The organism is Mesorhizobium sp. WSM4841, from assembly GCF_055811515.1.
Genome location: NZ_JBVVQC010000020.1, coordinates 51,383 through 74,972 on the forward strand (window position 1 = coordinate 51,383; position 23,590 = coordinate 74,972).

15 protein-coding genes and 2 pseudogenes are annotated in these 23,590 nt (G+C 60.5%); 1 reads left to right on the forward strand and 16 read right to left on the reverse strand.

From position 1 onward, the window contains the following. Position 1 precedes the first annotated feature (1 nt). The 6 genes from AC0L14_RS21980 to AC0L14_RS22005 all read right to left on the reverse strand — a co-directional run bounded on the left by AC0L14_RS21980 (position 2) and on the right by AC0L14_RS22005 (position 5,486). The gene (locus tag AC0L14_RS21980) at positions 2-889 is read right to left on the reverse strand and encodes a type IV secretion system protein (RefSeq protein WP_473529587.1); all 888 of its coding nucleotides are present in this window, start codon (positions 887-889) and stop codon (positions 2-4) included. A gap of 51 nt (positions 890-940) precedes the next feature. Then, entirely contained in the window at positions 941-1,615 is a 675-nt protein-coding gene (locus AC0L14_RS21985) for a TrbJ/VirB5 family protein (RefSeq protein ID WP_473529588.1), read from the reverse strand. 13 nt (positions 1,616-1,628) lie between these two features. Next, a complete protein-coding gene (gene virB4 / locus AC0L14_RS21990; RefSeq protein WP_473529589.1) occupies positions 1,629-3,998 on the reverse strand; it encodes a type IV secretion/conjugal transfer ATPase VirB4 in 2,370 nt (789 codons plus the stop codon). Beyond that, positions 3,998-4,324 (reverse strand): type IV secretion system protein VirB3, encoded by a 327-nt coding sequence (locus tag AC0L14_RS21995; RefSeq protein WP_019856520.1) that lies wholly within the window; start codon positions 4,322-4,324, stop codon positions 3,998-4,000. Before AC0L14_RS21995 ends, virB4 begins: the two co-directional genes overlap by 1 nt. Beyond that, on the reverse strand, positions 4,324-4,629 hold the full coding sequence (gene virB2, locus AC0L14_RS22000) for a pilin major subunit VirB2 (RefSeq protein WP_245436993.1): 306 nt from the start codon (positions 4,627-4,629) through the stop codon (positions 4,324-4,326). Before virB2 ends, AC0L14_RS21995 begins: the two co-directional genes overlap by 1 nt. A gap of 74 nt (positions 4,630-4,703) precedes the next feature. Continuing rightward, positions 4,704-5,486, reverse strand: coding sequence for a type IV secretion system lytic transglycosylase VirB1 (locus tag AC0L14_RS22005; RefSeq protein ID WP_473529590.1), 783 nt, complete (start codon positions 5,484-5,486; stop codon positions 4,704-4,706). A 1,304-nt stretch (positions 5,487-6,790) separates the two neighbouring features. On the opposite strand from AC0L14_RS22005, the gene virG reads away from it, so the two are divergent. Next, positions 6,791-7,516: a two-component system response regulator VirG gene (gene virG, locus AC0L14_RS22010; RefSeq protein WP_027033428.1), complete on the forward strand. Its 726-nt coding sequence runs from the start codon at positions 6,791-6,793 to the stop codon at positions 7,514-7,516. Positions 7,517-7,605: 89 nt separating this feature from the next. Here the strand turns inward: virG and AC0L14_RS22015 are convergent. From AC0L14_RS22015 to AC0L14_RS22060, 10 genes and pseudogenes are all read right to left on the reverse strand, one after another. Next, positions 7,606-8,068: pseudogene (locus AC0L14_RS22015) on the reverse strand (IS66 family transposase); the annotation flags it as partial. A 121-nt stretch (positions 8,069-8,189) separates the two neighbouring features. Beyond that, entirely contained in the window at positions 8,190-12,239 is a 4,050-nt protein-coding gene (locus AC0L14_RS22020; protein WP_473750731.1) for a Ulp1 family isopeptidase, read from the reverse strand. Between the two features lie 88 nt (positions 12,240-12,327). Beyond that, positions 12,328-12,621 (reverse strand): annotated as a pseudogene (locus tag AC0L14_RS22025) (type IV secretory system conjugative DNA transfer family protein); the annotation flags it as partial. A 55-nt stretch (positions 12,622-12,676) separates the two neighbouring features. Further along, positions 12,677-13,717 (reverse strand): type III secretion protein, encoded by a 1,041-nt coding sequence (locus AC0L14_RS22030; protein ID WP_473750732.1) that lies wholly within the window; start codon positions 13,715-13,717, stop codon positions 12,677-12,679. A gap of 354 nt (positions 13,718-14,071) precedes the next feature. After that, positions 14,072-15,763 (reverse strand): type IV secretion system ATPase VirD4, encoded by a 1,692-nt coding sequence (gene virD4 / locus AC0L14_RS22035; RefSeq protein WP_473750733.1) that lies wholly within the window; start codon positions 15,761-15,763, stop codon positions 14,072-14,074. A 1,412-nt stretch (positions 15,764-17,175) separates the two neighbouring features. Continuing rightward, positions 17,176-17,388: a cold-shock protein gene (locus tag AC0L14_RS22040; protein WP_473750735.1), complete on the reverse strand. Its 213-nt coding sequence runs from the start codon at positions 17,386-17,388 to the stop codon at positions 17,176-17,178. Between the two features lie 356 nt (positions 17,389-17,744). Beyond that, on the reverse strand, positions 17,745-19,397 hold the full coding sequence (locus tag AC0L14_RS22045; protein ID WP_473750736.1) for an MFS transporter: 1,653 nt from the start codon (positions 19,395-19,397) through the stop codon (positions 17,745-17,747). Positions 19,398-19,802: 405 nt separating this feature from the next. Next, complete coding sequence (gene fni / locus AC0L14_RS22050; protein ID WP_473750737.1) at positions 19,803-20,855, reverse strand: type 2 isopentenyl-diphosphate Delta-isomerase; 1,053 nt, start codon at positions 20,853-20,855, stop codon at positions 19,803-19,805. 85 nt (positions 20,856-20,940) lie between these two features. Continuing rightward, positions 20,941-21,843: a terpene synthase family protein gene (locus AC0L14_RS22055; RefSeq protein WP_473529933.1), complete on the reverse strand. Its 903-nt coding sequence runs from the start codon at positions 21,841-21,843 to the stop codon at positions 20,941-20,943. Then, on the reverse strand, positions 21,840-23,390 hold the full coding sequence (locus tag AC0L14_RS22060; RefSeq protein WP_473529932.1) for a hypothetical protein: 1,551 nt from the start codon (positions 23,388-23,390) through the stop codon (positions 21,840-21,842). The genes AC0L14_RS22055 and AC0L14_RS22060 overlap by 4 nt, the downstream gene beginning before the upstream one ends. Positions 23,391-23,590 lie beyond the last annotated feature (200 nt).

The following is a 23,590-nucleotide window of genomic DNA, read 5'->3' on the forward strand; positions in this document are numbered from 1 at the left end:
ATTAACCACCTGCCGTTTTGGCAATGCGGCGATTTAAGCTGCTAAGAGATTGGTTCGCACCAGCCCAAGAACCGCCGGCGATGCTGCTGGCGATCGTCGGAAGCGCGACGATCAGAGCGTCACCAGCTAGGAAAAGCATATCGAGCTCGTAAAGCCCGATGATCTTGGCTGCTGTCGTACCCGTGTATCTGATCACCGCAAGCATGACTCCCAGCGAGACTGCTTCGGCCGCGATAACTATCGTTGCAACGATGTTGAGGAGGAGAAGCAGCAGCCCGTACGAGAGCAGTTGGCCGATCCATCTGGTAGCCATGTCTCGAGTGTGATCAAAAAGATAGCCTACAAGAACGAGGGGGCCGATCGCCAAGAGCACCTTCGTCAGAATTCCAACGGCATCATAGATCTCGAACGCTGTCCAGAGCGCGCCGTACAAAATCCATTGCGCTCCCTGGAAGGCAAGTATGTCCTGCTGATTCATTGGCCCAATTTCGGAAGCAATCCGCTGAAAGGCAACCTGACTTGCAGCAAACATTACGTCGAGCTTCTGGGGGATACCGATGAAGGGCAAGTTGCTTCCGCTGATCTGGTGAGCAAGCTTTGGAATCGTGTCGTCGAAGACCGCTTCAATGTACTGCTGATAGTTGGCCTGCCCTAAGATGAGCGCGACGACAATCGATACCATGATTACGCGCGAGATACCTCCGCGCGCGTCGACTTGACCACGCATGACCAGAAAGCCTTGGATTATGATCCAAAGCGTGACACACGCAACCAGAGGCGCACTGACCGCCTCTTGGATCCTATCAATCACTTTGTGCAGCCCCAACGTAAAGGCCCCATGAAAGATCGCGTGTATGGCCGTGAATGGCGCAGGAATTTTGAAAACCATTGCGTGAGCCTTATTTGCCCCTGATCAGCGCAGTCGGATGAACTCAGCTCGCTACTCAAAAATTCTGGCGGTCTCCTGGCGTTCGCGGCGCTGCATCGCGGCTTCCTCTGCGGTGTGAAGGCTCGCTTGTGCAGTGGCCATCGTCAGCAGACTCGTGGCCTGGACATTTTGGATAATCGCATCATGAATCTGCTTGAGGACCAGACCGTTGGTGACGGTGGCCTGCACAATATTTCCCGAGCGGGAAAGCTGACCAAGCGTGTTGTCGTTGGCCTTAAGGCGCTTGTCCATTACGCCCAGAGTGTCGGCTGCAAGAGCTGCGGCATTGATGGCACCAGCGATTTGTCCCTGTAACAGTTTCGCTTCTGAATCCGTGCCGTCGACTTTCCGGTTTGGGTTGTCCGCAATTGCACGCGCTTTAATCGAAGTTGGCGCCTGACCCTCAAACATCTGCCTCTCAAGCTGATTGCCCGACGGGTAGTGATTTCCTTGGTTCAGTGAACTTAGCAGCCCCGTGACACCGAATGACGACCCTAGTATCTCCACCATTTCCATCGTGGAAGCGAGCGTCTGGGCTGACTTTATCAGGATCTGCGCAGTGGAAACCGCTGTTAAGCCCGCTTGTGTTACTACCGCCGGGTCGATGACGACAAATTGCGACCGGGCCTGTCCGCTAAGCAGAAAGGAAGCGGCAAGCGTCGTTGCTGCAAGCGTGGGAAATCTCATGAATATTCCTCCGTCAGTCTTGAATTTCGTGGTAACGAGCCATGAACTTGTCGAGCCACGCACTTGGGGCATCTCCGTGCTGGTCACGAAGCTGGTCGACAAAGCGCACGGTGTTGGCCCGCCCCGAGAGTACGGCTACATACTCGCGCATCTGGCCAAGATCGAATTCGCAAACAACACTCCCGCTCTCGCGCTTGAGCAAAAACTTGCGGCTGCCAATTGCCATTCCCTGGCGGATTGCCTCGAACTCCTGCGTGGTGCACTTCAAGCCATCGACATACGCGGCCCGGTCGGCCGTCGGTGATGGGTAGAAGATCTTGGTCATGCATTGTGCAACGAGACTGGCTCCGAGGGGCGATTCAAGCACGTGTTCAGGCTGCTGCGTTGCGAGTATCAACATGCCGTTGTTCTTGCGGACGGTGAGCAGGAACTTGTCGATAACAGCCGAGAACTGCGGGTTGAGCAGATAGAAGCGAAATTCGTCGCAGCTCATGACGAACCGACGGCCATCGACAACAGCGCCCACGCGGTGCAGAAGATATGCGGCGGCCGGCGCACAGACCTCCTCAAATTCCAGGAGCTGCGTCATGTCGAAGCCGGTAATGGAGGCATCCAGCCTGACTTCGTCCTCATCGCCGTCAAAGGCCCATCCAAGCGCATTCCCTCTACACCACCGCTGCAGCCGTGCTCCCGCGCCCTCCGAGGGGCTGTGCAGCAGGAATTCGCGCAGGCCCGCAAGTGAGCGCATGGCGGGTTCGAACGAAAGTTGACGAAGAATGCCACGTTCCAGTCGACGGCTTTCCTCCGGCGAGATCGGACCACGGCCGTCACTCTCGATGAGGGCCATCAGCCATTCGCGCAGAAAGTCCAACGAGGCGGAGGTGTTGTCCAGTCCGCGCAGAGGGGCCAAGCCGCTCGGAGCGCCTCTGCGCAACGCAAGGTATGTCCCTCCCGTGGCTCGCACCAGCAGTTCACCACCCCGGTCTTTATCGAAAAAGACGATGGCACCATTGCGATCGACCACGCTTTGCTCAAGCATCGCGAGGATAAAGGTCATCAGCGTCGTCTTGCCTTTGCCGACGGGTCCGAATATCGCCGTCATGCCGACGTCATTCTCATGGGGGATGTAGTCGAAAGACGTTCCACCGTTTGTGCGAAAGCGCGCAACAGCTTTGCCCCAGTGGCCGGAGCTGGAACCGCTGGGGAAGTTCTCAAATGAGACAAGCCCGGCAAAATTGTACGAGGTGATCGCGCCGGGGCGCGTGCGCCACCTGTTGTTCCCCGGGAGTTGGGACCAGTACGCGGCCTCCATGCCGATACCCTCTTGGACGATAACGGCGCCTGTGTCGGCCAGCCTTGCGCGTGCATTTGCTGCGCGATCTGCAAGGCTATTGAGGCTGTCGCCATAGACGCACAGGCTCAGATGATGCGAACCCATGACGAACTCGTTGCTTGCCAGTGCGTCCTCTGCCTCGGCAAGTTCATTGATCTGGGTGAGAGCCTTGTCGCCGGCGCTCGTCATCTGGCTGGATTTAAGGCTAAGCTTCGCATGAGCTTGTGGCCGAGTGAGGAAGGAAAAGCTCTGGCTCAGGACAAGCGGGAAGTTGGCGGACAGTAAGGGATTTAACATGCCTGGCCGCGTCGTCGCCGGATATTCACGGAACGAAAACAATGATCCCACGGAGCTATCCCCGGGTCTTCGAATCTCAAGCGCCCGCTTCCCGCAGATGACCCGATCAGTGTAGATCGAGGCGCCAAGCGAGCCGGTAACCATCGGAACCGGAAGAAACCGGCAAGTCATTATCAACCGAAGCGCCTCACCAATTTCCGTGAAGAGCACGTTGCCTTTCTCGCGAATACCCAACCGGCGCAGACCGTAACCGCCGAGTGAGCCAGCAATGATCTGCCAGAGGTCCTCCAGGCTTCGCATTTGTGTGGCCAGATCGTTGTCATTCCGTCTGGGGGATTTGGCAATGCGCCAGCCTATCTTGCCGATTGCGGTGCGGGGGGACACGACGATAGTGAGGAAGTGATCGTTGCGAAAGAGCTTGCCCGACAGCACATGGCGCTCATAGGCCTCGCTCAGACTGCCAGCAAATGCACTTTGAAACTGGCGCGATGCCGGCTCCGGCACATCGTTATTGCGCACAAGATGAGCGTATAGCGTGACATTGTCATCCGCGATGTTGCGCAAGAGAGTGTTGAACGCGCGGCAGCGCGAATTGCGCATCTCTGCGTCTTCCAAATCAAAGGGCAGGCCGTTCACGTGTGCCATGGCCATGATCGATCCGTCTTCCAGCAGGACAACCTGATCGCTGAGATGACCGACATACGGAAGATAGATCTCGCCAGATCTCTCGGTCCGGCCACTGGCGCCAAACATTACACCATTCCTCTTCCGCGTTTCGGCACTCTGATCGGATTGGCGCTGACGCTCGCGCCACCCCAGACCGGCCCGTCCACGCTTCTGCCGGCAGTCTGCAAATAGAGGAGCGCGACGCTTGCGGCGTTATAGTCACGCTCAACCACCAGCCGTGCCCCGAACCAGAGTGGCACGAGCACGATTTCATAAAGTGGGTTTTGAAGGACAATGATGACGAGACCAGCCAACATCATCAGCAATCCGGCCAGCGTCAGCGGCACCCCCAGAAACAGTGCGGGGCGTGTCGCCGCCACATAGAGGGTGCTCACTTCCAACCGGTCGCTCATCAGCCACCGCCTATGAGTGCCTTGCCCAGGAAGCTGGCGCCGAACATGATGACGATCCCTCCAACGACACCCGCAACCAAGCCAAGTGAAGCACGACCGAACATCCAAGAGATGCCGATGGCCACGAGTCCGAGCACGGCCAGTGATTGTCCGAAGGGGCCAAGTATGAAGGTGCAGATATTCTGGACCATCTTGGCGGGATCCGTCCCTCCGGTCACCTGAGCCGAGGCTGGCCCGATGGAGAAGACCGTCCACGCGGCGCCTGCAGCAGCGGCCGGTACATATTCAGCCGCCGTGCGCAGCATGGAAAAAGGCGAAGGAACACGCGTTTTAAGCGCACGAAGTATTTTGAGTGGCTTCATCATTGTATCTCCATGGTTCAATCGAATACGAGTTTGTTCGGGTTCGAGGGTTCCCGCTCTTCCGCAGCCTGGCTGCCTGTCGGACCGGAGGGATCGGCCCCGGAGCGGTTTGACTCATACGAGCCCCAGATGTCCCAAGAATTTTGGTTGGGCTGCTTTCCATTGGCCTGTTGGCTCTGTTGGAGCAGAGGCGGCACGGCTTTCCGCCCGGATGCCTCAAGGCGTGGCGCATCTGGAGCGGTCGGCTCCAGCGTTCGCTCGAGATGACTCGCGATGTCCTTTGCGGCCGACTCGACCTTGCGTACATAACCGTTGGTGAAGCCACGCGTGACGTCGCCCGTGTTGTAGGCCGAGATGGCACGGCGAAGCGCCAGTTGCTGCGCCGGAGCAGTCGTGCCGCCGGCATACCGGCTTTCAAGCAAGTGGGCGGCGGCCGATAGCGAGGCGCAGGGCTCGAAAGCCTTTTCCGGCGTGAGATTGAGGAAGGAAAAGTTCTTGCTGTTTATCTGCATCAATCCGACATCGACAGAATGTTGTGCTTCGAGGCGGTTCTTGATGCCCCGCATCGCTTTCAGGTGGTCTGTCCAGCGAAGCTGCTCACCTGTGGTGTTGTCATGAGCCACCAGCGTTTCAAAGCCACTTTCAATTTTGGCAATCGCGGCGAGCGTGGACGGCGCAACCCAGGGAGCGCATTTGCGCGATAGGCGGTGGAATTCACGGGGCGAAAGTGGCGCGGGCTCGGCTGGGAATGACATGGATGTCAACAGGGCGATGGCCAGCGGCCAAGCTGCAATAAACATTCCTATCCCCTACCTTTCCAAGCGTCCGGACCGGTTCTGGCCCTGTCCGGCACGCGCTTATCGGGCAGGTTTGTTACTGCGTGATGTTCAAGTTCAGCTTTTCGGTTTCAACTGAAGCAAAGAGCTTGTTCATGTCCGGGTGCATGGGCACCTTGCGCATGCGCGGGTTGCGCGGGCGCGATCAGCCGGCACATCTCGACCATCGTGGTGGATCATTCCTGCGCGGGATTGCCCGCCCCGGACGTCCGTTTCTCCTGCAGCGTCAACCGCGACTTGGCATGGGCGGTGATGGAATCTTGTGTCAGCGCCGGCCGAAGGACAAAATGGGGAGCTTGGCGGGTTCATCTCAGGCTGCGGAAGCTTGGGTCGATCGAACGCGAGAACCGACTAGGGCGCCGAGCAGCCCAATGTTGCGGCATGCTGCCGTTGTTGCAAGAGACAGCCATGCGCCCTGTATACTCAGGCATTGGTTGAAACCGCGAGTTCGTCCGCGAAGCTCGTCGGAGGCGCAACTACGCGGGACGAGGGTCAACTGGGAAGACGTGGCGGCGCAGCCGGCCTGGTGCGAGACCTGGTTCAGCTGTTCGGCCGCGCCGCGAACTGGTGGGTCACGCACAGTCCCATCGGCAGAAACCGCAGGCGGATTGACGCAGTCCGACAGCGCTCTCGGCAAGTACAGTGACAGGCTCAAAAGGAAGGTATTGCATCAACTGAGAAATGTTAGCTCGCAAGGTAACCGTAACCGTAACCGGACCTGCCGATCGCCGGGAACAGGATTGGCGCCGCCGGCCACCTCCCAATGACCTGCCTTGGGCAGGAGACATACCGTTGGCACAAGGCCACTATAGCGAATCACGGCCGTTCTTCGGCCAACCGCCTCTGCGATCAGTCAACCGCCGCGCTGCTCCACCGCGTCCGAGCCGCACGCACGAGCGGGAGGATTTCGAGGTGATCCAGGTCCGCAAGCGCCAGAAACGCGAAGAAGATGCAAGGACATGGCAAGCGACCGGGCGTCCGTGCCCTCGTAATCAAGTGGTGTTGGCAGGCCTGCACCAACGGCGGAGCTCGCGAATAAGCGAAGGACCACTCGGCAGGGTCATACCGGCGCTTGCAGCTGTGTGGTGGCCACCGGCTGCCTGGATGCGATCAATTCGCTGTGGATGAAAAGACCAGGCCGAGCAACGGCCTCACATTGGCCGCACGCACCGGCGAGTGGTAGCAAGGGGCAGCTGTCCTGCGTCGGTGCCCCAAGGGTTGCTCGGCAACAGCTTTAGACAAGGGGATTCAAGATTGAAGGTGAGCCGTTGAAACATGTTCTTGTCATTGACGATGATGCCGCAATGCGACGCCTCATCTCCCAGTATCTCATGATGCATGCCTTGAAGGTGACCGCAGTCAACGATAGCAAGCAGTTTAACTACGTTCTATCGCATGAGCCAGTTGATCTCGTGGTTGTTGACCTCAACCTAGGCCGGGAGGATGGGCTTGCCATCGTCCGCAACCTGGCGACAAAATCGGATTTACCCATCATAGTGATCAGCGGCGACCGGCTTGATGAGGCGGAAAAAGTCGTTGCGCTGGAGCTCGGCGCAACCGATTTCATCCCCAAGCCTTTCGGGCTGCGCGAGTTCTTGGCCCGCATTCGAGTAGGGCTACGCCAGCGCATTTCCAGTCCGCGGACGAAAGATCATCGCTCATTTCGGTTCGGAGCCTGGAAGCTCAGCGTCAAGCAGCGGCGACTGATCTGTGCGGAGCGTGGCGAAGTCAAGCTTACCGCATGTGAGTTCAACCTGCTGATCGCGTTCCTGGAGAACCCCCGCAATGTCCTATCCAGAGAACGGCTTTTGCTCGCGAGCCGTGTGCGTGGAGAAGAGGTCTACGATCGAAGTATCGATGTCCTAATCTTGCGCTTGCGCCGAAAGCTGGAGGCTGATGCGGCCAATCCAAGGCTAGTCAAGACATGCCGTGGTGCAGGGTATTTCTTCAACGCTGACGTAGACGTTAGCTACGGAGGCACCTTGGCCGCGTGACAGGAGCTATTCTGGAGATTGGCTGACGAGGCTGATGAAGCGTGGCGGTGTTTTCTGGCGGCCCTTAGCTCGGCGCCTGGATGTCTGACCCAAGGCAGCATCTCGTCGATCTGGCTGGGATGGCTGTTGACGATCCTGGTGGTGAGGACGTCGGCGAGATAACCGAGTGACTCGACACCATCGAGCCTGCAGCTTTCGATCAGCGACGCAATGACCGCCCAGTGTTCGGCACCGCCGTTCGAGCCGGCGAAGAGCGCGTTCTTGCGGACGGATTGAGCGCTCGACGGTGTTGTTGTCGATCTCGGTGCGACCGTCGTCAACGAAGCGCGAGAGGCCTTCGCAGCGTGAGAGCGTGTAGCGGATTGCCTCGGCGACCTTGGTCTTCTGACAGATCAGGCCGAGCTTTCACGCAGCCAAGGTTCAAGATGGCGACAATAGCGCGGCTATTTTCCCGACGCGTCGCACGGCGTTCATCGGCCGGTCGGCCGCGGATATCGTCCTCGATCTTATTGAGGTGGGCGATCGTCTCAGCGCCTCGCTGGCGATCGGCGAGTTCCAGGCCTACATCGCCTTCCAACAGTGCCAGTCTGATCAATTACGGCGAGAGCTACCGGTCCGGAGATCGCATCAGCCTCTCCGTCGCCAAAAGAGCTGTTCTGCTTAGCCGTCGAGCTCAACGCCCAGCGTCGGAGCGCTCTCTGCTCCTGAAGGAAGCCATGAGGTCCGCTCGGGCTTGATCGGAGGCTTGGCCGATGGACGTTGTGTTTGCGTCGCTCGGCTGCCGCCCGATGGCGAGGCTTTGCGAATTGTCAGTCCTCTGCCTTTTCGCTGGTCTCAACGGCGCTGTGTAACGTTCAGTGTTGATGATGACGCCCCCGCTGTTCACGCGGTTGCTCCTGTCAAGTGTACTCGTCAGCTTGTCCTCGGCCTCGCGCGTCTGGCCCAAGTGCCGTTCCAACGGCGCTGGCGCGACCTGTCTGGCTTGCTGCTCTTGCAAGGCGGCGTGTTGCACCTGCGACCCGGCTGCTGCCATAGCTTCGGCGGGGCTTGCGGCAAGCTCGTGCGGCAAGCGCCCCTCTCTCAGTCGGTTTTGCAGCGCCTGCCGATCGGCGACGAGGTAGTTGAGGTGCAGCGGCAGCTGCTGGTCTGGCCGCTCTTCGTTCGCCAATCGACGAACCAGCTCGCGCGTGCCGTCCACCACGAAGACGCCGCAGTCAACAGCGTTTTTCTGCTGCGCCATGTCGGGTGTTACCAGGGTCGCGTCCAGTCTTGTAGCGAGCTTTCGTGCAGGCGCGTCGTTGTATCGCTGTTCATTTTGCTGGATGGAGTCGTAGTGATAGGCGACGGCTCTTTCCGGATCGCGGCGATCTACGAGGAGCAGCGACCAATGGGTGCCGCGGTCAATACCCACCCCATCGTTCACTGGCACGAACAGGAAGTCGGATGGGCCGGCGTTTCGATCATAAATCGACTGCAATGTGCCTCGCGCGTCTTGCTGCTCCATGTGGCGCAGCAGATGAGAGACCGACGGATCGACCAGCCGCGTCCGGGCGGCGAGCGCTGGATCAGCCTGCTGCAGCTGCTGCTCGAGGAATTCGTAATCCCTCTGGATATGTTCGTCGCCCAGCAGTTGGGTGGCCCCGAGCACCGCCCCCCGGGGGAGATTGGACGAGCCTGACGGAAGGGCTTCGATGTGTGCATCGGAGGAGGTAGTCAGATCGACCAACGGAACACCGAGATGGGTGTCTGAGAGCCTGGCGGTCGCTGGCAAGGCGGGTCCCGGAGCCCTTGCCGGTACTGCTGCCGCTCCAGCTTCCCTCATCGCTCCGCGATGGAGGAGCCAAACGTCGTTGCCCCCCTCCGGCCTCCGGGCGGTGTAGCCGTGGCCTTTAATCTCGTAGTTCCATTCCGGCTTGTCCGCGTCCGGCAAGAGGCCATAATGGTACAAGGAAGAGAGCATCGCCTCTGGGACGCGTTGAGTCCCATGGGAGAAGTCTTTGGGGACGGCGAACGAAACATTTATGGAGTCCTCGATCGCAGCCGGGGGCGCCTCGGACCTTGCAAAGGGCGCGGCCTCCGCATGCAGGCTTCCAATGTGTTCGGACCCTGGGCCTTGAACCGGTACCCCTTGCAATGGCAATTCACCCAATTGCCGCATGGGGGGCTGCATCGGCATGCGGCCGCCTGAATTGCCGATTTCGCTCGGCGGCTGCTGAATGGCGGCGGCTTGCGGCGTATTCAGGGCCCTCTGCCTCTCCGCTGGCCGCAACAGCGCTGTGTCATGTTCATTGTTGATGATGCCCCCCTGGGGTGGCAGGTGGTTGCCCTGGTCAAGCGCATCCGGCCAGGGCCGGATCTGCTGTTGGCTGGCAGCCAAGACTGGCGGGGCGGGGGCCTGAACTCCGGCGTGCCCAGATGTTGCGAAAGCGTCCGACACGCTTCTATTGGGGTCCTCCGGTCCAGCACGCATCCCTGGGTTGCTGAGCGAAGACGAGGCGGCTTGATCATCCTGCCGCTGCTGAAGCACTTCGCGGAACCCCTGTTCCAGTCGCAGAAGCTCCTCTGCATTGGTTGGCGGCTGGTGAGCTCGATCATCGAACAGCGGCCGGAGCGCCTCGGGAACCTCCGCGCTGAAAGAAGGCGAGGTGGCTTGATCACCCTGCCGCTGCTCAAGCACTTCGCGGAGCCCCTGTTCCAGTCGCAGAAGCTCCTCTGGGTTGGTTGGCGGCTGGTGAGCTCGATCATCGAGCAGCGGTCGGAGCGCCTCGGGAACCTCCGCGCTGAAAGAAGACGAGGTGGCTTGATCATCCTGCCGCTGCTGAAGCACTTCGCGGAACCCCTGTTCCAGTCGCAGAAGCTCCTCTGGATTGGTTGGCGGCTTGTGAGCTCGATTATCGAACAGCGGCCGCAAGGCCTCGGGAACCTCCGCATTGTGAACCCGCTGCAGCGCCAAGCGGAGTTTCTTGTTGCCTGGAAACAACGCCTCGGCGAGTTCGGTCCGCGAATTGTGATCCAGCCCAGAGATCGTCTGGCCCCGACTCTCAAGCTCCTCAGAAAATCTGCGAAGAAGACGACCATAGACGACACGGGTGCTTAAGGCCAACCCGCTGTCACTGCTTAATTTTTCCAAGATACGCGCATCTGCCTTTGCCGGCACCGCCGCTGGCCACCAGCCAGTCGCTGCATAGCCCGGATCATGATACGCACGTAGGACGTTCAACGCCGTTTTAATGTTCTGGTCATTCGGAAAGAAAGTATCGAGGTGATCGACCAGGGATTGGTGATTTTTTAGATCAGTCGCTTGGCCACGAGCGCCGAGATCATTCGCCAATCGGCGAAGCGCATTCGAGTATATTCGCAGCGTCTCCGCGCTCTGGTTTTGCTGAGCCGCAGCGCGGTCGATCGCCTTATCAATAACGTCCCGGTGTTCGGCGGACAGATGGGGATAGCTGGCAGCAGGGCCGCCAGCAGTCGCTGAATAGCCCGGCTCATGATACGCACGAAGGGCCTTCAACGCGCTCTTCATATCCACGTCTTTCGGAAAGAAAGCACCGACGTGATCGACCAGGAATTTGTGATTTCTTAGATCGGTCGCTTGGCCACGAGCGCTGAGATCATTCGCCAACCGGCGAAGTGCAAACGTGTATTTTCGGGCCGTGGTCTCGCTATATTTTTCCTCGGAGTGGGCGATCGCTCTATCAATAAGGTCCCGGTGTTCGTCGGACAGATGGTGATAGCGGGAAGCACGGGCGCCACTCGCAACGGGGTCGGCTCGGCGCGGCTCGGCCACGTGCTGCTCAAAGCCCGCTTGCCGCGCTTGGCCAGCATCCGGCAAGGGGCCAGGGCGGTCCAAGAAAGGGAGCATCGCGTCTGGGACGCGTTGAGTCCCATGGGAGAAGTCTTTGGGGACGGCGAACGAAACATTTATGGAGTCCTCGATGGCAGCCGGGGGTGCCTCAGCCCTTGCGGAGGGCGCGGCCTCCGCATGCAGCCTTCCGATGTGTTCGGACCCTGTCCCTTGAACCGGTACCCCTTGCAATGGCAATTCACCCAATTGCCGCATGGGGGGCTGCATCGGCATGCGGCCGCCTGAATTGCCGATTTCGCTCGGCGGCTGCTGAATGGCGGCGGCTTGCGGCGTATTCAGGGCCCTCTGCCTCTCCGCTGGCCGCAACAGCGCTGTGTCATGTTCATTGTTGATGATGCCCCCCTGGGGTGGCAGGTGGTTGCCCTGGTCAAGCGCATCCGGCCAGGGCCGGATCTGCTGTTGGCTGGCAGCCAAGACTGGCGGGGCGGGGGCCTGAACTCCGGCGTGCCCAGATGTTGCGAAAGCGTCCGACACGCTTCTATTGGGGTCCTCCGGTCCAGCACGCATCCCTGGGTTGCTGAGCGAAGACGAGGCGGCTTGATCATCCTGCCGCTGCTGAAGCACTTCGCGGAACCCCTGTTCCAGTCGCAGAAGCTCCTCTGGATTGGCTGGCGGCTCGTCAGCTCGATCATCGAACAGCGGCCGGAGCGCCTCGGGAACCTCAGCGCTGAAAGAAGACGAGGCGGCTTGCTCATCCTGCCATTGCTGAAGCACTTCGCGGAGCCCCTGGTCCAGTCGCTGAAGCTCCTCTGGATTGGTTGGCGACTCGTCAGCTTGATCGAACAGCCTCCGGGCCTCGGCAAGGTGCTGCTCAACGCCCACTTGCCTGGCCTGGACCGCTTGATCCTCTTCCAAGCCGGCGTCCTGCACCTGCGGCAAAGCTGTTACACGGGATGGATTACTATTTCGCGGGTCCACACTAGCCTCACATCAAACTGTATCGTCAAAAATCCTGCGCCAATTCACGCAGCGGGTCATCGAGTTGAGATTCTGCCGAGAGCCCCTCGTCCGCTATCGTCAAGGGTACCGGCTCCGGGAGGGCGCCTGTCTGGCTTTCAAAGGTGCGTTTCAGAATGCGGTCCGAAAAATATCGCACCTTCCTCAGTTGCAATGGCGGCAGACCTTTGATGAGAACAATCTCGTACTCGTCATTGAGCAGCCGAACCTGTTCGGGACGCAGCAGCGGCGCACCTTGAAACGAATTCTGAATGTTCCAATCGGACGTTCGCGCCTGGCTGGCAAGGCCGTGAACGGGATTCGAGGAGAAACCGTCACTTACCATGGCCGAGACCTCAACGGCCGGAGCGATCTCTGCTTCTGGAGGCAGCCATTAGATCCTCGCGGGCGTGATTATAGGGGTGACTTAGGGACTGCCCGATTTCACCACCCCGCCGCAGCTGTTGACGGGAGGTTTGCGGGCCTACTGTATCACGGACTGAAGCCGCAATACCTGCTATGTGGTCGTCCAAATTCGCATTCCGTTCCTCTACTGCATGCCGCGGCGGAGGCATGTGCGGCAAGATATCTTGCATGCCGGGAACTGCGTGAGCTTGGGCCTGTTGATTTGCGTCGAACTGGTGATACACCGCCAATTCCGGCGGCGCGACAGGAGGCCGGGGCAGCGAGTCCAGTTGGTTGGCGGCCACCAGAACTGATTCCACTGCGTCTTGGTGCGTGCGCGAGGAAGGATCCATTCCGTAGGCTCCCTGAATCATCAGTGATGCGATTTCCTTTTGTTGGTCTTCAGGAATACGGGACAATGCGTTGCGTACACTATCAGCGAACTCGGGTGAGATCACTTGTACTTCTGCATATTTTTTCCACGATACGGGTGCGTTTTGCTTCCGGCGCAAATCGTTGGCAGTCTGTTCATTTGTGTCCGGATGCACGAACGGAATCAACCCCTCAACACGGTTTTTCAGGAATTCGGCGGTGCTTTTGTCCATCGACCAATGACCTTCCTTGACCGGCACTCCGCTCCATGCGCTGTCTTTCAACCGAACAGCGGGACCGTTGGCCCAGGCATCCATAACCACGGTCGACCTCGGGTCGCGGCTTCCGCGCCGCAGTTCGTTCCAAATGTGACCCGCCTTGACTGAGATCTCATCACCTTCGTCGGTTATCTCTTTCATTGACACGGAAGCACTAGAGGTCATACTCCGCTCGTCGGCCGCCATGTGTGGGGCGTGGACGATAGCGGAAAGGGGAGCGGTCTGATTGCAGCACGCCGCTCCCATGACTACGGCCACTGCAACCTTAATGTTGTCGTCTGCTCCCATCATTGCAACCGACGATCCGATGCTGTTGTGGCCGTGAGAGGGAATGTCGTCCACCTTAACGTTTCCCCGGCCATGCTTGAGCAGCAGGCGAACGTCGTGAACTGTTTGCCCCGCTGTCGCGAGTCTTATCGGGCTGGTGACGTCGTCACCGACGACACACGCTCCCATATGATAGGCGGCCTGCTGGATCTGATGTGGCTCCAGAGGCGCATCTCCGCCCCGTCGCAACCTGTCGGCAGGCGTGCCCACGGAGACCTTCAGCGCTGCTGTGGATTCTCGCGGCGACTCTTCCGTGTCATATGTGGCATGTCGAGTCGATCCGGAGGATTTGGAGATGCAAATTCCCATAGCCGTTCACCTGTAGTGGAGTTTCTGATCGCCGAGGGACGGGATACGCGAGACGGGCGCTTAACCGTCAGTGTCATCTGGATGAGCTTCCATCAAGGGTGCCGGCTCCGGGAGGGCGCCTGTCTGGCTTTCAAAGATGCGTTTAAGGATGCGGTCCGAAAAATATCGCACCTTCCTCAATTGCAATGGTGGCAGACCTTTGATGAGAACAATCTCGTACTCGTCATTGAGCAGCCGAACCTGTTCGGGACGCAGCAGCGGCGCACCTTGAAACGAATTCTGAATGTTCCGGTCGAACGCTCGCGACTGGCTGTAGGAAATCGATTTGGCTTCAAACGTGTATTCACCGATGGCTTTGGAAATGTAGTTCGGAGTCTCGTCATCGGCCGTGGCCATGAACACTTGCAGTCCGGTATTGCTGAGAAAATTCTGCTTGCCAGCCTCTCCATAAGCCCCCGTTAGTGCCGAAAGGCTTTGGATGATGAGCATGAAACGCCCCTTGTAGCCCGCGATAGTCGTAATTGCGGTCTCGATCGCCTCCAGCTTCCCCAAGTGCTTGAACTCATCGAGCAGAAAGAGAACCTCGTGCTTTTCGTCCTGGCGGGGCAGCGACCGCTGTAGAATTGAAACGATTTGCTGAAAAAATAAGCGTATCAAAGGCGCGATCACCTCAAGGTCGTTCGGACCAACGCAAAGATAGATGCACGTTCTGCGACGGCGAAGATCATAGACCGAAAAGTCCGAGCGACTTGTAGCCGCCTTGACAGCCGGATCCGCCCACAAGTTGAGCCCGCCATCGCCGAGCACGGACGTGTAGGAGGTTAGGATTTTCGTGTCGTTCCCCGCCATGTCGTCGAAGATGCGTTGTGCCTCTTTGTTCCGGGTCTCCATGGCGAGCTGCGCGAAGAGCTTAAACTTCTCCCCCGGCTGAGCGAACAGATCATAGACGGCGCCGATTGTTGGCGTGCCCCGCTCGATGCAGGCAAGGATCCCCGCGACAAAGATATCTCGCGCGCCGCTGACGAAACCTTCCGCCCCCTCCCCCTTGGCCGTAATCAGGTTCGCGGCCAAGCGGCGGGCTTCGGTGAATTGCTGCTGTGGATGCAGTGCTATGAGATCCAACAGTGGATTGTAGCAGTTCGTGCGCCGCTCTGAATCCAGCGGAGCGAATTTGAACACTTCGTGGCCTGCGGCTTTGCGCGCCCTCGAGGTGAGCTCAAAGAGCTCCCCCTTGACGTCCAGAGCTATCACTGAGCCTTTGAATGTAAGTAGCGTTGGAATGACTATGCCGACACCCTTGCCAGCGCGGGTCGGTGCAACAATGAGGCTGTGAGGCTGCTCGCCATTGGTCAGGTAGTAGCCAGGCCATGAAGGGCCAGTCGTCTTCCCGAAGACCGGTCCTGTCACGCCACGGTATCGTCGCAGATATCCCGGGCGTCGCATTTCATCCACTCGAGCCCAACGAGCGGTCCCGTGGTGTTCGAGCTTGCGGCGCAATACGAACTGCTGAATCAGCAAGACAACCGCGGATGTCGAGAGCACGATAGCCGCGCCCTGATAGAAAACGGGGGTTGCGAAACCCAAATAGAAGGGCGTCTCAAACCAAAAGGCACGGACATCAAACGCCATCAGAGCCTCGCCGCTACCCCCGTGGCGGAAGGTTGCGTACAGACTTGCCGCACAGAACCCCAAGGCGAGTGAGCACGCGATGCTAATGGCTATGTTGGGGGACGTCGTTTTTGTAGAAGACATTGTTCCATGGCCGAATTAGCCGTGCTGATGCTGCGCTTGCTTCAGACACCGAACCGAGGTCGCGATGCCGACGCTCGACAGATCGATGCCGCAGCGGGTGGTGCGATGCGTGCATCGCGCCACCCGGCAGACGTGGATTTTGAAAGTTTCACTAAGCAGCTACGTCGACGGCCAGGGAATTGGAAACAGCAAGACCGTGAACGGAATTCGGGAGAGGAAGCGTTACTGCCATGGCCGAGACCTCAACGGCCGGTGCGATCTCTGCTTCTCCTAGCCTCCATTAGATCCTCTCGGGCGTGATTGTAGGAGTGGCTTATGTCCCGGCCGACTTGACCACCCCGCTGCAGCTGTTCGTGGGAGGTTTGCGGGCCAACTGTATCACGGACTGCAGCCCCAATACCTGCTATGTGGGCGTCCAGATCCGCACTGCGTTCCTCTGCTGCATGCCGCGGAGGAGGCATCTGCGGCAAGATGTCTTGCATGCCGGGAATTGAGTGAGCTTGGGCCTGTTGATTTGGATCTAACTGGTGATACATCGCGTACATAGCATTGGATGCTGTCGACCTGACGTGGCCATCCGGATCGGTAGCCAATTCAGCGGCCTGATCAAAAATGCGAGCTTTATTTTCAGCGTTAAACTTGCTGAAGTTTTGCGCAGCGTAAAGCGCTCCGATAGCTTGCGAAGGTGGGTCCATGTTGCCAATGCGATTAACAATACTATCTTGTGTCTCTGGCCGAAGGTAATGAGACACATTACTGACTGCTCTGAATTGCTCCAATGCTACTTCATCCGAGGTGTGTCCCAACCCGGCAGTCAATTTATCCCCCAGATCGACGGCTGATCGTCCAAGCTGATTGGTCCGCGTTTCAAACTTCGCGAGGTCAGTTTCTGGCTCGGTTCGAGTGCCCCGAACGGCTATGCGCTCTCGCCTCCCGAGTTCTTTGAAGGTCCCAAGATTTCGCGCTGTATCGCGCGGGTTAGCGCTTACCAGCCGTTCTGCAACATCGGTCAATGGTCCGTATGGAAGGTCACGGAGGGTACTGCGATTCCCCACGTCCTGGGATGAACTTGCAGCTGCGCGTGCCCGTTTGTTATCGCGATCCATTGCTCGGCCTCCAAAGTCGTTAAGTTACCCAATCAGGGTACCACCGACGCTTGACCTGCTAAACCGATATGAGGTTACAGTTGTAGTCTGGCAGAAGCTTCTCCCAACTCTGGGATACGCCGAGAGCCGTAACCGGGGCAGATTTCCGGGCGGAAGGGGTTTGCGGCGAGAGCGTTCGTGATTCACCGTTTGCGTGACGCATCAGGATCGTCTCGTATAAGAGAGTCCGTCGCGATACGCCCCGCGAATGACGATGGTACCTTCGGCTTGACTTATCCTTCGCGCTCTGCGGGTCCGACGAGAAAATCAGCCTACCTTGCTGAGACTACCTGCGGAGGACTTGCCGCTACGGCGGTCCTGCTCGATCTCGTACTTGATCTTCTGCCCATCAACGAGGTTTGAAAGTCCAGCCCGTTCTACAGCTGAAATATGGACGAAATCGTCCTGACCGCCGTCATCGGGCTGGATGAAGCCAAAACCTCTGGTGCTGTTGGACCACTTCACTGTTCCGGTCGCCATATCTGTGTATTCCTCTGTGGCCAGTGCGAACCAGACGGGCCGTGAAGCCGATCCTGTTCATATTTCGTAGAGTTAAACCCAGCAAAAACCAGAATTACCCACCTCGGGGTTGCGGCGCGAAAAGCCATTGCTCTGTTTGGGAACGCACTGAACAGGTGCCGGTGAGCTTGAGCGCAACGCGCTGCAAGACGCTCGAGTGCCGAGGAATCTCTCCGACAAGGATACGTCTGAGCCGCCCAGTATGCCGGCTCGGCAACCACCCGAATGGATCGAAGCCGATCTGCAAAACGGATGGTGAGAGCGTTGGCTCGTTTCCAACCCATCCTGTCTCACCAGCGCGGACGCCTGGACGGATGTCAACGCCGGAAAAAGAACCGCATCGATTGGTCCCGCTTGCGGCCAGCTCCAGTCGGCCGCTCGATCGCAAGCGTGGTTCGAGGAGGAAGCTCTCCCAGGTGCAATGCGAGGAGACGCTGGTCCAACTCCTTGTCGGCTGCCGTAAGGCGGTGGTTCAGGCGAAGGTAGTCCATCCAGGTCGGGGTGCGGAAGGTTTCTGTCCAACGCGAAGGCTGCTGGAGGTCGCGCTGGAGATTCCAGTGTCGCGCACCAACGCCGCTTTGTACTCGCCGCCGTTCCCGCATCTGCTCCAGGAACGCTTCGACATTTGCTTCGGGTATTGAATATTCGATCTTGGCGACGATCGGCCCGCTTCGGGGCTTCAAATCCAGGGCAACCTGAGGCGTTTCGAAGCCAAGAGGAGCCTGATCGGAATCTTTCCATTGACGGATGGGCAGCAGGAAGCCGGTGCCAGCGACCAGCAGCAGCGCGCCACCTGAAAGCTCCAGAGCCGAGCTCAGCGAATAGCTCTCGGCCACCGTACCCCACAGCCAGCTGCCAGCCGCGATGCCGCCGGATGAAAGGGCATAATAGATCGAGAGCGTGCGACCAACGACCCACCTCGGACTCGCCAACTGGACGCTTACGTCCAGCCCGGTCCAGGTCACGACCCAGCCCGCGCCGCCGAGCGCCAGCGCGATAGCCGCCACCGCCACCGAGGGGGTGAAAGCAAGCGATAGACAACAAGCCGCACAGGCGATGCACGACAGTGTCGTCAAACGTTCCTGGGACAGCCTCCGTCTCAGAATGTTGTTGCAGATGCCGGCGAACAAGGCGCCGGTCCCGAAGCCGGCCATCAGGATGCCGTAAACGACTGGCCCTCCCCCCAGTTGATCGCGGGTGACGAGAGGCAAGAGCGCTAGTATAGAGATGCTCGTCAGCCCAAAAAGGGCACCGCGGGCAATTGCTGCCTTGATTTCCGATGACAGGGCAGTGAAGCGCGCTCCGTCATGGATCGCCGTGGTCAATGGTTCACTCGGCAGCGGTGACGAGCGAACATGCCATTTGCAGCGCCCTATGGTCCACAGCAGCATCAGATATGTAAGCGTCGCCACTGCGAAAGCCGTCAAAGGGCCAAAGGAAGCAACGACGACGCCACCGAGAGCGGGACCGATGCTTCGGACGGCGTTATATCCGACCGAGATAAGCGTGACGGCGGCCGGAACATCGCGCTTTCGCAGGATATCGCCAACCGACGCGTGCCAGGCGGGGTCGGTGAAAGCGGCGCCTACTCCGGCCAAACAGCTGAATGCAAGAACCATCCATGGATTGAAAATTCCGAGACCTGCAAGAACAGTCAGCATCGTCGAGGACAATGCTATCACGCACCAGCCAGCGAACATGAGATTGCGGCGGCTGTAATTGTCCGCTAGGGCGCCGGCGATAATTGACAGGAGGAATGTGGGCAAGGTTGTCGAAGCCTGCACCAAGGCGACCATCACATCCGATGTCGAAATGGTCGCCATCAGCCAACTGATGGCAACCATTTGAATCAGCCACCCTAGACTGGATACTTGTGTGGCAATCCAGATCGGACGGAAAGTTGAATTCTCGAGCGGCGCAAACGTTGCCGATGACACCGGATTAACTTCTTCACGCGCCACCCCGCTCATTGGGCCGAGCCTCCCTTCGCTGCCAGTTGTATGAGATTTCTCCCCGCCCACGTGCTCTGGAGGAATGGCAGGATCAGGGCATTTTATCTGCGCAACGCAAGTTATTTTTGCCTGGCCGATGCTGTGGCAGAACCGAATGCTTCCTCTGGCGCGATCGTTCCGCTATGCGTGACGAGACTGGTTCGATCCTGTCGTTGTCGATCCCCGACCACGTTACAAGAATCGTCAGTTTGACGATCCTTGGCGTCTCCAACCAAGCCACGTCCTGGGCATCAACTTCCCTTCTGGTGATCACGAGCTCCCGCGCATTGAACCGCCTCGCCAAGGTGGATCAGTAGTCTATCTTTGGCGTAGGTATTCAGCAGCTTGCTAGGCGCCCGCCGCCACGTGCGGGAGACGCCGGTATCAATCGGCGGGCAGATGAGAGGGCAACAAGCGCGCCTGACGCAACGCCGCCAGATCAGCCGAGCCGGTGCAGAAGCAGGCGACGGCCAACTGACGGATGACGATCTCAAAATGCGCGACAACCGCCTCGGTGGACACAGTCGCCGCGCGCAGCACGCCGGCCGCCTGCCCGGCGATGTCCGCGCCCAGGCGGATGGCCTTGGCCACGTCGACGCCGTCGCGGATCCCGCCCGACGCGATTAGCTTCACCGTGGGCAGCGCCCGACGTACCGCCTGCACGCTGGCTGGGGTCGGAATCCCCCAATCGGCGAACGCCATCGCCACTGCACGGTCGGCGGCATCGCGGGCGCGCTCGCCCTCCACCGCGGCCCAACTGGTGCCGCCGGCGCCGGCGACATCGATCACCGCCACGCCCGACTCGACGAGCGCACAGGCCACCGAGGCGGACAGGCCCGACCCCACTTCCTTGGCCACAATCGGCACGTCCACGCTGCGCGCGGCGCGAGCGATCTGCGCCAGGACGCCGCGCCAGTCGCGGTCGCCCTCCGGCTGTACCGCTTCCTGCAGCGCATTGAGATGGACGATGAGTCCATCGGCCTCCAGCGCATCCACCGCCCGGCGCGCCAGGTCCAGGCCGTCGGCCTCGCGCAGTTGCGCGGCGCCGATATTGGCCAGCAAGGGAATGTCTGGGGCCAGGCGGCGCAGCGCGCACGTCAGCCCATGGGAGTTGCGGGATTGCAGGCTCACGCGCTGCGAACCGACGCACATGGCGATCCCCAAGGCTTGCGCTGCCTCGCTCAGATGCCGGTTGATGGCCTCGGCGCGTGGCATGCCGCCGGTCATGGAGCTGATCAGCAGCGGGGCGCGCATGGTCTTGCCCAGCAGCGAGGCGCGCAGGTCGATCTGCGTCAGGTCCAACTCGGGCAATGCGCAGTGTTCGAAACGGATGTACTCCCAGCCGGCGGCGACCGTGGCCGGCGCCGTTCGCCGATCCAGCACGATGTCCAGATGGTCGTCCTTGCGCCGGCTCGGGGCGGTGTCGCTATTGCTCATGCTCGCTCCATCCGTCGCATCGGGCGACGGCGTTGCGTCGGATCGGACCGACGGCAGCGGCGCGCACGCAGCCACATCACGCCGTTCAGGCGGGCGCACGCTGGCCTCCCCCCGCAGCGTCGCTGCGGTAGCGGCTGGTCGAGGTCTGGTAGTACTGCGCGCGGATGGCCGCCATGGCCTCGATCAACGGTCCCCACGGCGCGGGAAAGCGTTCTTCCGCCATCACCCGGTGCAGCATGCGCGTATGGCCGGCCAGCTCGTCGTTGAGGAACTCTACCACAGGCATAGCCGGATAGCGCTGCCGCAGCAGGATCGCCGCGTTGTCGGCCTCGCCGGCCGACCTGTCCTTGTCGCGTCCATGCAGATCGTTCTGCAGGCGCCCTATCGCGGAGATGAGCCGCAGGGCCTGGCGAAACGCCGGACGCGCACGCAAGGTCGCCATGTCCAACCCCCACAGCAACGAAAGGCAACAGAACACGTTCGTGTAGGCGATCGAATCGATGCCATTGTGCAGGTACTCGGCGTAGGACCAGCTTTCTGCCCCTGCCGCCTGCGCGTGTCCGGCGCGCAGCGCCCCGCAGTAGCACCGGGTATCGTCGAGAAGCTGAGCATAGTCGCGACGATCGTAGGCGAGCGCGGCCAGCGAAGCGCGCAGCACAGCGCAGCCCTCGAATCCGGGGAGCGCGCACGGCACGCCCTGCCCCAGCTCCTGCTCCACCGCGGCGAGCTCCTCCGGCGCGATCAGGCCAAGGTCGTTGCAATCGTCGAGCCAGAACAGAAGCGCCAGTTCGCGATAGAACGCCACGATCAGCGTTTCGTCCTGCGGATCGCGGCCAGTGCGGGCGCTGGTGTCGCGCAGGCTCGGGTGGATGCGCTGCAGGATGTACTGGCCGCCCCTGACCGCTTCCACGGCATGCTCGTCGGCGAACCCTGTCAGGGAACGCCCCCACTCCAGCACCTGCTGCAGCGCGCGTTCGGTCGGGATCATGGCGCCGCTCCTGCTCCCTCGGCCAGGACGCGCCGCCCCCAACGAAGCGCCAGCCACAACCCGGCGAGTTCGGCCACGCGCACGACCCGGGTGGGGCAATACAGTTCCTTGCCGATCCACAGCGACGTCTGCGGCAATGCATTCGACACATGGCGGGCGAGCATCCACTCCAGCGCACGCGCCACCGCCTGCGCGATGCGCCGGCGCCCTGTCGGCTCTTCGCTCCCGTCCATCACGTGCAACGCGAACAGCGCATAGCTGGTTTCCTCAAATGAGGATGCGCGACCGGCGCCCCAGCCGCCGTCATCGCGCTGCGCCTGCAGCAGCGCCGCCAGCGCGCGCTCGTCGCGCCACTGGGGCTTGCCTTGCGCCAGCGCAGCGACCGCATGCGCGGTGGGATACAGCCACGAAACGTGCCATTTTTCGTTGTCCCATAGACCGTGCAGGTTGCGATTGGCCTCGACGTAGTAGCTGGTGCCGGCGGCGGGCTTTCCCAACAGTCGCAACGCATGCAGGGCATGGATGTTAGTCGACACCGAGGCATTGCGCTCGCCGGGGAAGGTGACGAATAGCTCGCCGATTTCGAAATCGCGCAACGCATCGACCGGCGGGTCGCGACCTGCAAGGCGCAGGACGCACAACGCAACGGAGGTGTCGTCGGCATCGGCTGCGAAGTGCAAGGCCGGGCCCAGACCGCGCACGCCCATGCGGGCGTCGAGCTGCGCGACGATCACGCGCACGGCATCGGCGAACGCGGGATGCGCGAACAGCCCGGCCAGATGCAGGGTGTACAGCGACCAGCATGGCTCGAACACATTGATCGGCCAGACGTTGGGAACGACACCTTCGATGCCGCTGCGCGTCGCCCGCGATGCCGCCTGCAGATACGCGTCGGTGCGCCCGACCTGCGGCGTGCTCCCATGTGTTACGGCTTGCGCACGCCACGCGGCGGTGGCCGCCGGACTGATGCCAATGCTGCCGTCGTCGTCCGGGCATGCGGTGGTCGGCGACGTTCCCCAGGCTTCCCAGGAGTGCAGCAACGGATGGCCGCTCGGCAACGTCGCCACCGCCCCCAACTTGACAAGGCACGCCTGCCGCAACGGCAACAGCGCCGGGTGGCGCGGAAACCCCACGCCGCCCAGCAAGGATGCGGCCTCGCCGCACAACTGCGGCAGGACCAGCTCCGCGCCGATCGGCGCGTCTTCCGGCACCGAATGCGCGTAGGGATCGGGCTGGCGCTCGAGGAACCGGGTTGCAGCCTGGACTGCGTCGGCAGCGCCGGGAAGAGGATCGGCACGCTGCAATGTCAGCAACGCCGCCCAGGTGGGCGCATGGCGGAACAGCGGGAAGTCCGCGCTTCCCCATCCGCCATCGGCCTGTTGTTGCGCGATGAGCCACGCGTATGCGTCTTGCCGACCGGCGACGTTGCCGTGGAACTGCAGAGCTCGCGCCGTGTCGTAGACGGACGGACCGACGCTGCCGCCGTCGCTCATCTCGATCAGCAGGTGGCGCAATTCGGAAAGGATCTGTTCGGAGAGCGCGTCCACGCGGTATGTTCCTTCTGCAGACAGTTGACGGGAACCAGGATCGAGCAGACGCCGCGCACGTCGCCGCAGGCCCGTCGCGGCCCGGCGCACGGGCAGCGCCGGACGGCCGCCCTGCTCCGGCGCGGCGACGCGCCCCATGCTGGGGCCGGTCCACCGCATAGGCTTGCGCGCAGCGCGCCGCGTGCGCCGCGGCTGTGCTG